Origin of the sequence: Rhodococcus sp. ENV425 (genome assembly GCF_002887785.1) — a bacterium.
GTDB lineage: Bacteria > Actinomycetota > Actinomycetes > Mycobacteriales > Mycobacteriaceae > Rhodococcus > Rhodococcus aetherivorans.
The window spans coordinates 1,852-15,276 of record NZ_PCZU01000299.1; the positions used below are offsets into that span (position 1 = coordinate 1,852).

At 71.0% G+C, this 13,425-nt stretch carries 13 protein-coding genes; 6 read left to right on the top strand and 7 right to left on the bottom strand.

Annotated features, from left to right (window positions below):
* Positions 1 to 55: 55 nt before the first annotated feature.
* Positions 56 to 472: a cytochrome c oxidase subunit 4 gene (locus CQZ88_RS28290; protein ID WP_006940002.1), complete on the bottom strand. Its 417-nt coding sequence runs from the start codon at positions 470 to 472 to the stop codon at positions 56 to 58.
* A 31-nt stretch (positions 473 to 503) separates the two neighbouring features.
* Complete coding sequence (locus CQZ88_RS28295; RefSeq protein ID WP_144415028.1) at positions 504 to 1,568, bottom strand: cytochrome c oxidase subunit II; 1,065 nt, start codon at positions 1,566 to 1,568, stop codon at positions 504 to 506.
* A gap of 272 nt (positions 1,569 to 1,840) precedes the next feature.
* On the opposite strand from CQZ88_RS28295, the gene asnB reads away from it, so the two are divergent.
* A complete protein-coding gene (gene asnB / locus CQZ88_RS28300) occupies positions 1,841 to 3,766 on the top strand; it encodes an asparagine synthase (glutamine-hydrolyzing) (protein WP_006940004.1) in 1,926 nt (641 codons plus the stop codon).
* A 63-nt stretch (positions 3,767 to 3,829) separates the two neighbouring features.
* Here asnB and CQZ88_RS28305 read toward each other — a convergent pair whose 3' ends face one another.
* Positions 3,830 to 4,801, bottom strand: coding sequence for a carbohydrate kinase family protein (locus tag CQZ88_RS28305; RefSeq protein WP_006947778.1), 972 nt, complete (start codon positions 4,799 to 4,801; stop codon positions 3,830 to 3,832).
* 137 nt (positions 4,802 to 4,938) lie between these two features.
* Positions 4,939 to 5,289, bottom strand: a complete 351-nt coding sequence (locus CQZ88_RS28310) for an iron-sulfur cluster assembly accessory protein (RefSeq protein WP_006947777.1) — start codon at positions 5,287 to 5,289, stop codon at positions 4,939 to 4,941.
* 145 nt (positions 5,290 to 5,434) lie between these two features.
* Here CQZ88_RS28310 and CQZ88_RS28315 point away from each other — a divergent pair, with 145 nt between their 5' ends.
* A complete protein-coding gene (locus CQZ88_RS28315; RefSeq protein WP_006947776.1) occupies positions 5,435 to 6,100 on the top strand; it encodes a DUF3043 domain-containing protein in 666 nt (221 codons plus the stop codon).
* Positions 6,101 to 6,121: 21 nt separating this feature from the next.
* Here the strand turns inward: CQZ88_RS28315 and CQZ88_RS28320 are convergent, their stop codons facing one another.
* Positions 6,122 to 6,340: a hypothetical protein gene (locus CQZ88_RS28320; RefSeq protein ID WP_006947775.1), complete on the bottom strand. Its 219-nt coding sequence runs from the start codon at positions 6,338 to 6,340 to the stop codon at positions 6,122 to 6,124.
* Between the two features lie 134 nt (positions 6,341 to 6,474).
* Between CQZ88_RS28320 and cobT the strand changes: the two genes are divergently transcribed.
* Together cobT and CQZ88_RS28330 are read left to right on the top strand one after the other, a co-directional pair.
* Complete coding sequence (gene cobT, locus CQZ88_RS28325; protein ID WP_006947774.1) at positions 6,475 to 7,578, top strand: nicotinate-nucleotide--dimethylbenzimidazole phosphoribosyltransferase; 1,104 nt, start codon at positions 6,475 to 6,477, stop codon at positions 7,576 to 7,578.
* Between the two features lie 53 nt (positions 7,579 to 7,631).
* The gene (locus CQZ88_RS28330) at positions 7,632 to 8,384 is read left to right on the top strand and encodes an adenosylcobinamide-GDP ribazoletransferase (RefSeq protein WP_006947773.1); all 753 of its coding nucleotides are present in this window, start codon (positions 7,632 to 7,634) and stop codon (positions 8,382 to 8,384) included.
* A 17-nt stretch (positions 8,385 to 8,401) separates the two neighbouring features.
* On the opposite strand, the gene CQZ88_RS28335 is transcribed toward CQZ88_RS28330, so the two are convergent.
* Both CQZ88_RS28335 and gcvT read right to left on the bottom strand, forming a co-directional pair.
* Positions 8,402 to 9,505 (bottom strand): branched-chain amino acid aminotransferase, encoded by a 1,104-nt coding sequence (locus tag CQZ88_RS28335; RefSeq protein ID WP_006947772.1) that lies wholly within the window; start codon positions 9,503 to 9,505, stop codon positions 8,402 to 8,404.
* Positions 9,506 to 9,538: 33 nt separating this feature from the next.
* Positions 9,539 to 10,639 (bottom strand): glycine cleavage system aminomethyltransferase GcvT, encoded by a 1,101-nt coding sequence (gene gcvT, locus CQZ88_RS28340; protein ID WP_044476618.1) that lies wholly within the window; start codon positions 10,637 to 10,639, stop codon positions 9,539 to 9,541.
* 73 nt (positions 10,640 to 10,712) lie between these two features.
* On the opposite strand from gcvT, the gene CQZ88_RS28345 reads away from it, so the two are divergent.
* Both CQZ88_RS28345 and sucB read left to right on the top strand, forming a co-directional pair.
* Entirely contained in the window at positions 10,713 to 12,221 is a 1,509-nt protein-coding gene (locus CQZ88_RS28345) for a leucyl aminopeptidase (protein ID WP_006947770.1), read from the top strand.
* Between the two features lie 257 nt (positions 12,222 to 12,478).
* Positions 12,479 to 13,425, top strand: a 947-nt coding sequence (sucB, locus tag CQZ88_RS28350) for a 2-oxoglutarate dehydrogenase, E2 component, dihydrolipoamide succinyltransferase (RefSeq protein WP_102800617.1), incomplete at its 3' end; no start/stop codon positions are given.

Genomic DNA, 13,425 nt, shown 5'->3' on the forward strand with positions numbered 1-13,425 from the left:
GCCTCACCGTGTGGTGAGGCCGCCCCGCGGCATCGGATCTACGCGCTGTGTGCGCTCAGTGCTTCTCGGGTCCGACGTGGTACTCGAACACCAGGCCGGCCGCAGCAGCGAGGATCAGGATCACGGCGAGGACGATCAGCCACGGCTGGAAGAAGGCCAGCGCGATGGCGGCGAACGCAGCCGCCCCGGCCAGCAGGATCGGCCAGTAGCTACCCGCGCTGAAGAAGCCCAGGTCGCCTGCGCCGTCGCTGATCTCGGCCTCCTCGTAGTCCTCCGGGCGGGTGTCGAGGCGACGGGCCACGAACCGGAAGTAGGTGCCGACGATGAGCGTCAGGCCGGCGGAGAGCACGATCGCCGTCAGGCCGGCCCACTCGATGCCCGTGCGGGACAGGCCGGTGAACACTCCGTACACGATGGCGACGAGCACGAAGAACACCGTCACGACTTCGAAGAGCTTGGCTTCGATCTTCATATCAGCTTGTCCTTGGTCGGAGGTTTACCGGTCAGTTGCCCGCGGTGACGACACCACTGGCCGCGCGGTCGGTGCGGTCGGTCTTGAAGGGGGTGGTGGACGTCGCGACCGGGGACTCGCCGATGCGCTCGAGCGCCTGCGCGTTGGTCAGGCCCTCGCCACCGTCCTCGACGGGCTTGCGGAGCTCGATGTACTCCGCGAACCGCTCCGGGCTCACCGCGCGGACCTCGAAGTTCATCATCGCGTGGTAGGTGCCGCACATCTCGGCACAGCGGCCGACGAACGCGCCTTCCTCCTGGATCTCGGAGATCTGGAAGACCGGATCGGAGCTGTTGTTCAGCGGGTTCGGGTTGACGTCACGCTTGAACAGGAACTCCGGCACCCAGAAGGAGTGGATCACGTCGGACGAGGCGAGCACGAACTCGATCCGGCGATCGGTCGGCAGGACGAGGACCGGGATCTCGTTGCTGGTGCCGACCGTCTCGATCTTGTTGTAGTGCAGGTACGACAGGTCCTCGGCCTCCTGGCCGTGGATCGGGGCCGGGATCTCGTGCTCGCCGCCGGCATGCTCCTCGGTGTCGCCCTCGACCGCGGCCTGCGCGATCTCGTCCGTCCCCTCGTAGCGCGCCGTGCCCTCACCGAGGTCGACGGTGCGGTAGCCGAACTTCCAGTTCCACTGGAACGCCGTGACGTCGACGACGACGTTCGGGTTGTCCTCCTTCTCGAGGACGTAGTTCTGCACCACCACGGTGAAGTAGAACAGCACCGCGATGATGACGAACGGGACCGCCGTGTACAGCAGCTCGAGCGGCACGTTGTAGGCCGTCTGCCGCGGGAATTCCGGCGAGTCCTTCTTCTTGCGGTGGAAGATGACCACCCAGAAGGTCAGGCCCCACACCAGTACACCCATGACGAGGGCGGCGACGACCGACCACGTCCACAGCTCACGCATACGCTCGGCCTGCGGGGTAATCCCCTCCGGCCAGCCGAAACGCAGGACTTCCTCGCTGCTACATCCCGTCAGCAGCACGGCTGCAATACCGAGAGATGCTGCCAGCCCGAACCGCCGAAGGATCCGACCTTGCGCCACGTTCACGCCTTCCTGATCGCCGCAATTCCACTAGGGCACACCCGGAGGGCAGACCCAATTACTACGCAGCGTAGACCAAACCCGGCCGCGATCCATCCCCGGGGCGCACACAACGTGTCGCGTCGTCGCGTGCCCGCTGCTCACGGCCCGGGTCGACGCCGGCCACCGGCTGCCGCGACCCCCGGCCTGCGGCATACTGCCATGCAGACCGTCGGTCCCTGCTGCGGCAACATCCCGGGGGCCGAATCCATCCCAACCGGAATGAGGTATCGGACGCCGTGTGCGGACTGCTCGGGTTACTGACCACTGACGGCACCAGCGACGACGCCGTCGCCAGGGTCGACTCCGCGATGCACTGCCTGCGTCATCGCGGACCGGACGAGCACGGCACCTGGCACGACGGCGACCTGGTCTACGGGTTCAACCGGCTGTCGATCATCGACATCGCGCACTCGCACCAGCCGCTGCGGTGGGGCCCGCCGGAGTCCCCGGAGCGCTACGCCCTGACCTTCAACGGTGAGATCTACAACTACGTGGAGCTGCGGGCCGAGCTGGCGGAGAAGTACGGGGCGCAGTTCGCCACCGAGGGGGACAGCGAGACCATCGTCGCCGCGTACCACTACTGGGGCACCGAGGCGGTGCGACGGCTGCGGGGCATGTTCGCGTTCGCGATCTGGGACACCGAGACGCGCGAGCTGTTCCTCGCCCGCGACCCGTTCGGCATCAAGCCGCTGTTCCTCGCCACGGGCACCGGCGGCACCGCGTTCGGCAGCGAGAAGAAGAGCCTGCTCGAGCTGGCCGATCTGATCGGGATCGGCACCGAACTCGACCCCCGCGCCGTCGAGCACTACACGGTGCTGCAGTACGTTCCCGAGCCGGAGACCCTGCACAAGGAGATCCGGCGGCTCGAGTCCGGCTGCTACGCCCGGGTGCGCCCGGGGGGCCGGCCGGAGATCACGCGCTACTTCGAGCCGACGTTCCCGGTCCGGCCCTTTGCCGCAGGCCGCGAGCGCGACCGGTACCGGGAAATCGCCGAGGCGCTCGAGGATTCCGTCGCCAAGCACATGCGTGCCGACGTGACGGTCGGGTCGTTCCTGTCCGGCGGCATCGACTCCACGGCCGTCGCGGCGCTCGCGATGCGGCACAATCCGAACCTGATCACGTTCACCACGGGGTTCGAGCGCGAGGGCTACTCGGAGGTCGACGTGGCGGCCGAGTCCGCCGCCGCGATCGGCGCCCGCCACGTCGTCAAGGTCGTCTCCCCCGCCGAGTTCGCCGCGGCGATCCCCGAGATCGTGTGGTATCTGGACGACCCCGTCGCCGATCCCGCGCTGGTGCCCCTGTGGTTCGTCGCCAAGGAGGCCCGCAAGCACGTGAAGGTGGTGCTCTCCGGGGAAGGTGCCGACGAGCTGTTCGGCGGCTACACCATCTACCGCGAGCCGCTGTCGCTGAAGCCGTTCGAGTACCTGCCGAAGCCGTTGCGGCGCGCGGCCGGGAAGCTGTCCGAGCGCATCCCCGAGGGCACCCGCGGCAAGAGCCTGCTGCATCGCGGGTCGATGACCCTCGAGGAGCGGTACTACGGGAACGCCCGCAGCTTCAACGACGCGCAGCTGCGGGCGGTGCTGCGCGACTTCCGTCCGGAATGGACGCATCAGGACGTCACCGCACCGATCTACGCCCGCTCCGCCGGCTGGGATCCCGTCGCGCGGATGCAGCACCTCGACCTGTTCACGTGGCTGCGCGGCGACATCCTCGTCAAGGCCGACAAGATGACGATGGCGAACTCGCTGGAGCTGCGGGTGCCGTTCCTGGATCCCGAGGTCTTCCGCGTCGCCTCGCAGGTGCCGCTGGATCAGAAGATCACGAAGAACACCACCAAGTACGCGCTGCGCCAGGCCCTCGAGGGTATCGTCCCGCCGCACGTGCTGCACCGCGCGAAGCTCGGCTTCCCAGTGCCGCTGCGGCACTGGCTGCGCGGCCCGGAGCTGTTCGAGTGGGCCCGCGCCGTGATCGCCGAGTCGGGCACCGAGCACCTGCTGGACAAGGCGGCCGTCGGCCGGATGCTCGACGAGCACCGCGAGGGCCGCGTCGATCACAGCCGCCGGCTGTGGACGGTGCTGGTGTTCATGATCTGGCACGGCATCTTCGTCGAGCAGCGCATCGTGCCGGACATCCAGGAGCCGGCCTACCCCGTCGAGGTGTAGGGCCGCTACGCGGCCGGTGTGTCCTTTGGGCGGTGGGAACCGCCCAAAGGACACACCGGCCGGTCACGGCAGGATCGCGGCGATCTCGTCCGCGGCCGTCTGCCCGTACGCGACCGCCAGCCGCTTGACCGCGTCGGGACGGTCGAAGGTCCATTCCTGGGTGCCGGTCGTCTCGAGCACGAGCACCGCGACGAGCGAGCCGAGCTGGGCGGCACGCTCGAGACTGAGGCCCGCGCGGTGTCCCAGCAGGAAGCCCGCCCGGAATGCGTCGCCGACGCCGGTGGGATCCACCTTGGCCCGCTCGGGCACGACGCCGACGTGAATCCGGTGGCCGTCCCGTTCGACGATCTCGACACCGTGGCCGCCGAGCGTGGTGACGCGCAGACCGACCATGGCGCGGATCTGCTCCTCGGTCAGGCCGGTCTTCTGCTGCAGGAGTCCCCACTCGTACTCGTTGGTGAACAGGTAGGCGGCACCGTCGATCAGCCGGGCCGCCTCGTCGCCGCTGAGACGGGCGAGCTGCTGGGACGGGTCGGCCGCGAACGGCATGCCGAGCTGTCGGCACTCGTCGGTGTGCCGGGCCATCGCCTCCGGGTCGTTCGCGCCGATCAGGACCAGATCGACCCCGTGCGCCCCGGTCACGTCGGCGAGGGAGATGTCCCGGGCCTCGGACATCGCGCCGGGATAGAACGAGGCGATCTGTGCCATCGCCTCGTCGGTCGTGCACACGAAGCGCGCGGTGTGCGCGGTCTGCGACACGTGCACGGGGTCGCAGTTGACGCCGTTGCCCTCGAGCCACGCACGGTACTCGGCGAAGTCGGCGCCGACCGCCCCGACGAGCACCGGCGACCCGCCGAGCACACCCATCGCGTAGGCGATGTTGCCGCCCACGCCGCCGCGACGGACCACCAGGTCGTCGACCAGGAAGCTGAGCGAGATGTGGCTGAGCTGGTCTGCGACGAGCTGCTCGGCGAAGCGTCCGGGGAAACGCATGAGGTGGTCGGTGGCGATGGAACCGGTCACGGCGATGGTCACGTGGCTGGGCCTTTCAGCGAAGGACTGGGACCGATCTCACGCTACCCGCACCCACCCGCACAGCACTGCGACCCCGACGCGAGTGCGCGTCGGGGCCGCAGTGCGGACCGCGTCCTTCGGACACGGGCGGACTTACGTCAGTTGAACGAATCGCCGCAGGCGCAGGAGCCGGTGGCGTTCGGGTTGTCGATCGTGAAGCCCTGCTTCTCGATCGTGTCGACGAAGTCGATCGACGCGCCTTCGACGTAGGGGGCGCTCATGCGGTCGACGGCGAGAATGACGCCGCCGAAGTCGCGGGTGAGGTCACCGTCGAGCTTCCGGTCGTCGAAGAACAGCTGGTAGCGAAGGCCCGCACACCCACCCGGCTGCACGGCGATGCGCAGCGAGAGGTCGTCGCGGCCCTCCTGGTCGAGCAGCGCCTTCGCCTTGGCGGAGGCGGCCTCGGTCATGGTGACGCCGTGAGTGGCGGTCTCTTCCTGCACAGTCATGGGCGCTCCCTAGTCTTTCGTGTTCCAACCCGGTTGCCTCAACGGTACCGCGCGCGCATCTATTCCTCATGCGCGCCTCGGACCGCACGCGGGCCTGACCGGGGGCGATTTTCCGGCCGGGACGGTTTTCCCATAGCCTGGAGGGGTGAAGTTGCTACGCCGCGGCGGTTCCGACGAATCCGACAACGGGGACCTCGGCGCGTCCGAGTCCGTCGCCGACCCGCAGTCCGAGGGCGGCAAGGGAACGACCGGCAAGGGTCGTCCGACCCCGAAGCGCCGAGAGGCCGAGGCCCGCCGGCGTGGTCCCGTCGCTCCGGCTCCGTTGACCGCCAAGGAAGCCCGGGCGCGCCGCAAGGCCGCCAAGCAGTCCCTCTCCAAGGAGGAGCGCAAGGCGCAGTCCGCGGAGCGCCGCGCCGCCGCCGGCGAGCGCCGCACCCGCATGCTCGCGGGCGAGGAGAAGTACCTGCTGCCGCGCGACAAGGGGCCCGTGCGGGCCTACGTGCGCGACCTGGTGGACAGCCGCCGCAACCTCGTGGGCCTGTTCATGCCCATGGCGCTGGTCCTGATCATGACGATGTTCCTCGGGCCGGTGGTCCAGCAGTACGTGACGCTCGCGATGTTCGCGATGATCGTGCTCATGGTGATCGAGGGGATCTACCTCGGCCGCCTCGTGAACAAGAAGGCCCGGGCCCGCTTCCCCGACACCACGGAGGGCGGCTTCGGCCTGGGGTGGTACGCGTTCGTGCGAGCCTCGCAGATCCGCAAGCTCCGGGCGCCGCTGCCGCGGGTTTCCCCCGGCGACGCCGTCTGACCGCGCGGGCCTGCGCACCGGTCAGTGGTGCGGTGCTCGGCGCGCATCGATCGTGCTGCGCACCCAGCCGGCCGACGGGTCGCCGCACAGGGGCGACGACGGATCGTGCGGCCGGAAGTGGTTGTGGCGCCACCAGGCCCGCGTCACCCACCGCGGGGCGGGGCGGGAACGGGCCCGCGCGAGTTCGAGGCCGGCGACGAGCGCGGCCAACACGAGGACGATCACGACGACCTGGCTCATGACGGACAGTCTGTCGCCGGTGCAACGCCCGAGACAGTGGCAGCAAAGCCATCTACCGTCGATTTTCTGCCACGGCGCGGGTTGATAGCGTCCAGCGGTGGCTTCGACCTCCGCCACTTCGTGAAAGGTGCCCCGTGAGCAGCGAATCGGTCCACTCCGCCGACGTCGTCTTCCCGCCCGTCGTCGCCCCCGACCGGGAGGTCCGCCGGCGCGCCGACGCCCGGCAGCGCGATCTCACCAAGCCTGCCGGTTCCCTCGGCCGGCTGGAGGAGCTGGGGTGCTGGGTCGCGTCCTGCCAGGGGCAGGTACCGCCCCGCCCGTTCACCCGTCCCCGGGTGGTGGTGTTCGCCGGCGATCACGGTGTGGCCCGCGGCGGTGTCTCGGCGTATCCCCCCGAGGTGACCGCTCAGATGGTCGCCAATTTCCTCGCCGGCGGCGCCGCGGTCAACGTTCTCGCCGCCACCGCCGGCGCCGGGGTCCGGGTGGTGGACATGGCCGTCGACGGGGACACGGATCCGGCGGTTTCCGCACACAAGGTGCGCCGGTCGAGCGGCTCCATCGACCGGGAGGACGCGCTCACCGAGGAAGAGACCCTCCAGGCGATCACCGCCGGGCGAGCCGTCGCCGACGAGGAGGTCGATGCGGGAGCCGACCTGCTCGTCGCGGGTGACATGGGGATCGGCAACACCACCCCCGCGACGGCGCTGATCGCCACGCTCACCGGCACCGAGCCCGTCGCGGCCGTGGGACGCGGCACCGGCATCGACGACGCCGCCTGGATGCGCAAGGTCGCCGCGATCCGCGACGCGATGCGCCGCGCACGGCCCCACGCCCGCAACCCGGTGGCGCTGCTGCGCACCGCGGGAGGCGCCGACCTCGCCGCGATGGCCGGGTACCTCGCGCAGGCGTCGGTACGCCGGACCCCGGTCGTGCTCGACGGGGTCGTCGTCACCGCCGCGGCGCTCGTCGCCGAGGAACTCGCCCCGGGAGCCCGGGACTGGTGGATCGCCGGGCACCGCTCCACCGAACCGGCCCACACGCTGGCCCTGCGGCACCTGAATCTGGATCCCCTCGTCGACCTGGGGATGCGTCTCGGCGAGGGCTCGGGGGCGGTCGCCGCGCTGCCGATCCTGCACGGCGCGGTGGCGGTCCTCACGAACATGGCGACGTTCGCCGAGGCCGGCGTGAGCACCCGCGACGAGGACGCCACGCCGGGCGCCGATCCGCGCGACGACTGATGCGTGGCATCGCCCTGCAGCGACTGATGCGTGGCATCGCCCTGCGGCGACCGATGCGTGGCATCGCCCTCGCCCTCTCCTGGCTCACCGTGCTGCCGGTTCAGGGACCGGGGCGCATCGATCGCGGCGCCGGGGGCGCGGCTATCGCCGCGGCGCCGGTCGCCGGCCTCGTGCTCGGTCTCGGGACCGCAGGCGTGCTGTGGGCGGCGGTCGCCGCCGGCTGCACTCCCCTGCTCGCGGGCCTGATCGGGGTGGGGTTCCTGGGCCTCGCGACGCGCGGCATGCACCTCGACGGCCTGTGCGACACGGCCGACGGGCTCGGCTGCTACGGACCGCCGGAGCGGGCTCGTGAGGTGATGAAGTCGGGCGGCGCCGGACCATTCGGGGTGGCCACCCTGGTGGTCGTGCTCGGTGCGCAGGCCGCCTCGTTCGGGGCGCTCGCCGACGCGCGATCCTGGCCCGCCGTGATCCTCGCCGTCACCGCCGGCCGGGTCGCGGTCGTCCTCGCCTGCCGACGCGGCGTGGCCGCAGCCCCGGGCAGCGGGTTCGGTGCCCTGGTGGCGGGGACACAGCCGCTCGGGGTGGGCGCGCTGTGGGCCGGCGTCGCGCTCGTCGCGGCGGCCTGGTGCGTGCCCGGCTCCTGGTGGGCCGGCCCGGTGACGGTGGCCGTGGCGCTCGGTGCTGCACTGCTGCTGGTGCGGCACTGCGTCCGCCGGTTCGGCGGCCTCAACGGCGACGCGCTCGGGGCCGGCCTCGAGACGACGGTGACGATCGTGGCCGCGGCGCTGAGCGCGGCCGTCGCGTAGGCCCGGCCGAGCCGGGCTCAGCGCAGGGTGGTGAGCCAGCCGTGGGTGTCGGCGAACGTCCCCCGCTGGATGCCGGTGAGGGTGTCACGCAGGGCCATGGTGACCTTGCCGGGCCCGCCGTCGGCCACGGTGAACTCGCCGTCCCGGCTCTTGACGGTGCCGACCGGGGTGATGACCGCCGCGGTGCCGCACGCGAAGACCTCGGTGATCTCGCCGGTGGCGACCTTCGACTCCCATTCCTCCACCGAGATCTTGCGCTCCTCCACCTCGAGGCCGGCGTCCCTGGCCAGGGTGAGCAGGGAGTCGCGGGTGATGCCGGGCAGCAGTGAGCCGGACAGCTCCGGCGTCACCAGCCTCGCGTCGGCGCCCGATCCGAAGATGAAGCACAGGTTCATGCCGCCCATCTCCTCGATGTAGCGGCGCTCGACGGCGTCGAGCCACACGACCTGGTCGCAGCCCTGCTCGGTGGCCTGCGCCTGCGCCAGCAGCGACGCGGCATAGTTCCCGGAGAACTTGGCGTCGCCCGTGCCGCCCGGCGCGGCCCGCACGTACTCCTGCGAGATCCACACGCTCACCGGCTTGACGCCGCGGGGGAAGTACGCGCCGGCCGGGGAAGCGATCAGCATGTACCGGTACTGGTTCGCGGGCCGCACGCCGAGACCGGCTTCGGTGGAGAACATGAACGGCCGCAGATACAGCGACTCCTCGCCACCGGCGGCGGGCACCCATTCGTGGTCGGCCTCGACCAGCTCCGCGATCGAACGGACGAACAACTCGTCCGGCAGCTCGGCCATGGCCAGGCGCCGCGAGGACCGGCGCATCCGTTCGGCGTTGGAGTACACGCGGAAGGCCGCGATGCTGCCGTCGGGCTGCCGGTAGACCTTCAGACCCTCGAAGATCGCCTGCCCGTAGTGCAGCACCATCGCGGCCGGGTCGAGCTGCATCGGGCCGTACGGCTGGACGGTGGCGTCGTGCCAGCCGCGGCCCTCGGTGTAGTCGATCGTGACCATGTGATCGGTGAAGTACCGGCCGAACCCCGGATCCGCCAATATCTCTCCACGCCGCTCCGCGGAGGCGGGCGAGGGGTGCGGAACGTGGGCGAATTCGAGGACACCGGTCATGACCGTTGATCCTATCGAACCGCCCGCGCCGCCCTACTTGGTGTGGTCGGGGACGAACGGTGGGACGACCAACCGGGCGCGCAGGGCGCGTCCCCGGACGTCGACCGCGACCTCGTCACCGGCGGCCAGGCCCGCCGCCGTATCGAGGAGCGCCAGCGCGATACCGACCTTGAGCGTCGGGGAGAACGTGCCGGACGTGGTCTCCCCCACCGTGTTTCCGTCGCGCAGCACCTTCAGGTCCGGCCGCAGCACGCCACGGTCGAGCGCCTCCAGCCCCCACAGCCGTCGCGCGGGACCGGACTCCTTCTCCGCGACGAGCGCCGCACGTCCCCGGAACGCCGGCTTGCTCCAGCCCACCGCCCAGCCGCAGCGGGCCTGCAGGGGCGAGATCGCCTCCGACAGCTCGTGCCCGTGCAGCGGGTAGCCCATCTCGGTGCGCAGAGTGTCGCGGGCCCCGAGCCCGGCAACCTGACCGCCGGCGGCACGCACGGCGTCGGCCAGCGCCCGGAACAGCGCCTCGGCGTCGGCCCAGCGCGGCACCAGTTCGAAGCCGCGCTCACCGGTGTAGCCGGTGCGGCACACGCGGACCGGCACGCCGTTCCACTGCGCGTCCACGAAGCTCATGTAGCCGAGGTCGGTGGGCAGCCCCAGCCCCTGCAGGACAGCTTCGGAGGTCGGTCCCTGCACGGCGAAGACGCCGTGGTCGCGGTGCTGGTTCGTCACCGTCACGCCCTCGGGCGCGTTCGCGGCGAGGACGGCGACGACCGCGGCGGTGTTCGCGGCGTTCGGCACGAGGAACAGCTCCTCGTCGGAGACGTAGTAGACGATCAGGTCGTCGGTGACACCCCCGGACTCGGTACAGCAGAGGGTGTACTGGGCCTTGCCCGGGCCGATCTTGCGCAGGTCGTTGGTGAGCGTCGAATTGACGTAGTCGGCCGCGCCCGGACCGGCGACGAGGGCCTTGCCCAGATGGCTGACGTCGAACAGGCCCACGTTCTCGCGCACGGCGGTGTGCTCGGCGACGGTGCCGGCGTACGAGACCGGCATCTGCCAGCCACCGAAGGCCGCGAAGGTCGCACCGAGTTCGGTGTGGACGGCGTGGATCGGGCCCTGCAGCAGTGACTGGTCGCTCATGCGCCCCACGCTATCCCACCCCCCGGGATCATTAGCATCGGTGCCACGACCCCCTTCCCCCTAGGAGACGCCCGTGAGTGCCCTTTCGCCCACCCTGCCCGAACTCGTTCTCGCCGGAAGCGTTTCCAAGCGCGCGGACGTCCTCGTCATCGGCCTGACCGCAGGCGACGACGATCCCGAGGCCCTGCTCGGCGACGGACTGGTCGACGAGGACGTCCTCGGCGGGCTGCTCGACGCCCTGCAGTCCGTCGGCGCCAAGGGCAAGGCCGAGGAGGTCACGCGGATCCCCGCGCCCGCCGCCCTGCCGGTCACCAGCGTGCTCGCCGTCGGGCTCGGCGCCGCCGGCAAGATCGACGCCGAACAGGTGCGCCGCTCCGCCGGCGCTGCGGCGCGCGCCCTCGCCGGCGCCTCCGTGGTCGCGACGACCCTGTCCGCCGTGGATCTCGGCGCCGCCGCGGAGGGCTTCGCGCTCGGCGCGTACACGTTCACCGAGTTCCGCACCGCGAAGTCGAACTCCGGCGACGCGCAGCCCCCCGCCCGGATCGAGCTGCTCGTCGCGTCGCCGCGCGCCCGCGAGGTCAAGGCCGCGCTGGCCCGGGCGACGGCCGTCGCCGAGGCGGTCGCCACCGCCCGCGAGTTCGTCAACACCCCGCCGAGCCACCTGTTCCCGGCCGAGTTCGCCGACCGCGCGCAGGCGCTCGGCGCCGCCGCCGGGCTGCGGGTCGAGGTTCTGGACGAGAAGGCGCTCGAGCAGCAGGGCTACGGCGGCATCGTCGGGGTCGGCAAGGGGTCGTCGCGCCCGCCGCGGCTCGTGCGGCTGAGCTACTCCGCCAAGAAGCGCAAGGCCCCGAAGGTGGCGCTCGTGGGCAAGGGCATCACGTTCGACACCGGCGGCATCTCCATCAAGCCGGCCGCCGGGATGGAGAACATGACGTCCGACATGGGCGGGGCCGCGGCGGTGGTCGCGACGGTCGTGCTCGCCGCGAAGCTCGGGGTGGCGGCAGACGTGACCGCGACGGTGCCGATGGCCGAGAACATGCCGTCCGCGACGGCACAGCGTCCCGGCGACGTGCTCACCCAGTACGGCGGCACCACCGTCGAGGTGATCAACACCGACGCCGAGGGTCGTCTCATCCTTGCCGACGCCATCGTCCGTGCCTGCGAGGACGAGCCCGACTACCTGATCGACACCGCGACGCTCACGGGCGCGCAGATGGTCGCCCTGGGGACGCGGACGCCGGGCGTCATGGGCACCGACGAGTTCCGGGACCGTGTCGCACGGCTCTCGCAGGAGGTGGGCGAGAACGGGTGGGCGATGCCGCTGCCGGCCGAGCTGCGCGCGGACCTGAACTCCCGGGTGGCCGATCTGGCCAACGTCACGCCGCACCGGTGGGGCGGGATGCTCGCCGCCGGCCTGTATCTGAAGGAGTTCGTGGCCGAGGGCGTGCAGTGGGCCCACATCGACGTGGCCGGGCCGGCTTTCAACACCGGAAGCCCGTTCGGCTATGTCGGCAAGGGCGGCACCGGTGTGCCGGTGCGCACGCTGTTCGCCGTCATCGAGGACATCGCGGCCAACGGCTGATCCGTCCGGCGCGTCCCTGCCGGGCGGCAGGGACGCGCGGGCGCGCGTGACCCAACCCTCGTCGAACGCCGCGATTGGATCAGTGCAAGGATGGTCGAGGTCATACCCGGCATCGGGTGTGGTCTCAATCGAACACCGCAAGACACCGCACGAGACCGTGGCCTCGAGCACAATGGTCTGCGACCACACAATGGTCCGCGACCATCGGTCGGCACAACTCAACACACCCGAACACAACCGTCGAGGAGTCAACAGACATGGCCTTCTCCGTCCAGATGCCAGCGCTTGGTGAGAGCGTCACCGAGGGAACTGTCACGCGATGGCTCAAGCAGGAAGGAGACACGGTCGAAGTCGACGAGCCGCTGCTCGAAGTTTCCACGGACAAGGTCGACACCGAGATCCCCTCGCCCGCGGCCGGTGTGCTGGTGAAGATCGTCGCCCAAGAGGACGAGACGGTCGAGATCGGCGGCGAGCTGGCGGTGATCGGTGACTCCGCCGACGACGCGGGATCGTCCACCACCCCTTCTGCCGCCCCGGCCGAGGAGGCGGCACCCGAGGAGCAGCCCACCCCCGAGCCCGAGCCGGAACCCGAGCCCGCTCCGGCTCCGTCCGGTTCCGACGCCGGCGCCGCCGAGGGCACCCCGGTCACCATGCCGGCGCTCGGCGAGTCCGTGACCGAGGGCACCGTCACCCGGTGGCTGAAGTCCGTCGGTGACGAGGTCGCGGTCGACGAACCCCTGCTGGAGGTGTCCACCGACAAGGTCGACACGGAGATCCCGTCCCCGGTTGCCGGTGTGCTCCTCGAGATCAACGCCCAGGAGGACGACACCGTCGAGGTCGGTGGGCAGCTCGCGGTGATCGGATCGGGAACCCCGGCCGCGGCACCGTCGAAGCCCGAGCCGAAGCCGGAACCGAAGCCCGAGCCGAAGGCGGAACCGAAGCCCGAGCCGGCGAAGCAGGCGGCCCCCGAGCCGGTGAAGCAGCCCGCCCCCGAGCCGGTGAAGCAGGCCGCTCCGGCCCCCGCTCCGGTCCCCGCGGCCGAGGAGACCTCGGGTGGAGCCACGCCGTACGTGACGCCCCTCGTCCGCAAGCTCGCCGCCGAGCACGGCGTCGACCTGTCGACGGTGTCCGGTACCGGTGTCGGCGGCCGCATCCGCAAGCAGGACGTGCTCGCCGCTGCCGAGGCCGCGAAGGCCCCCGCCGC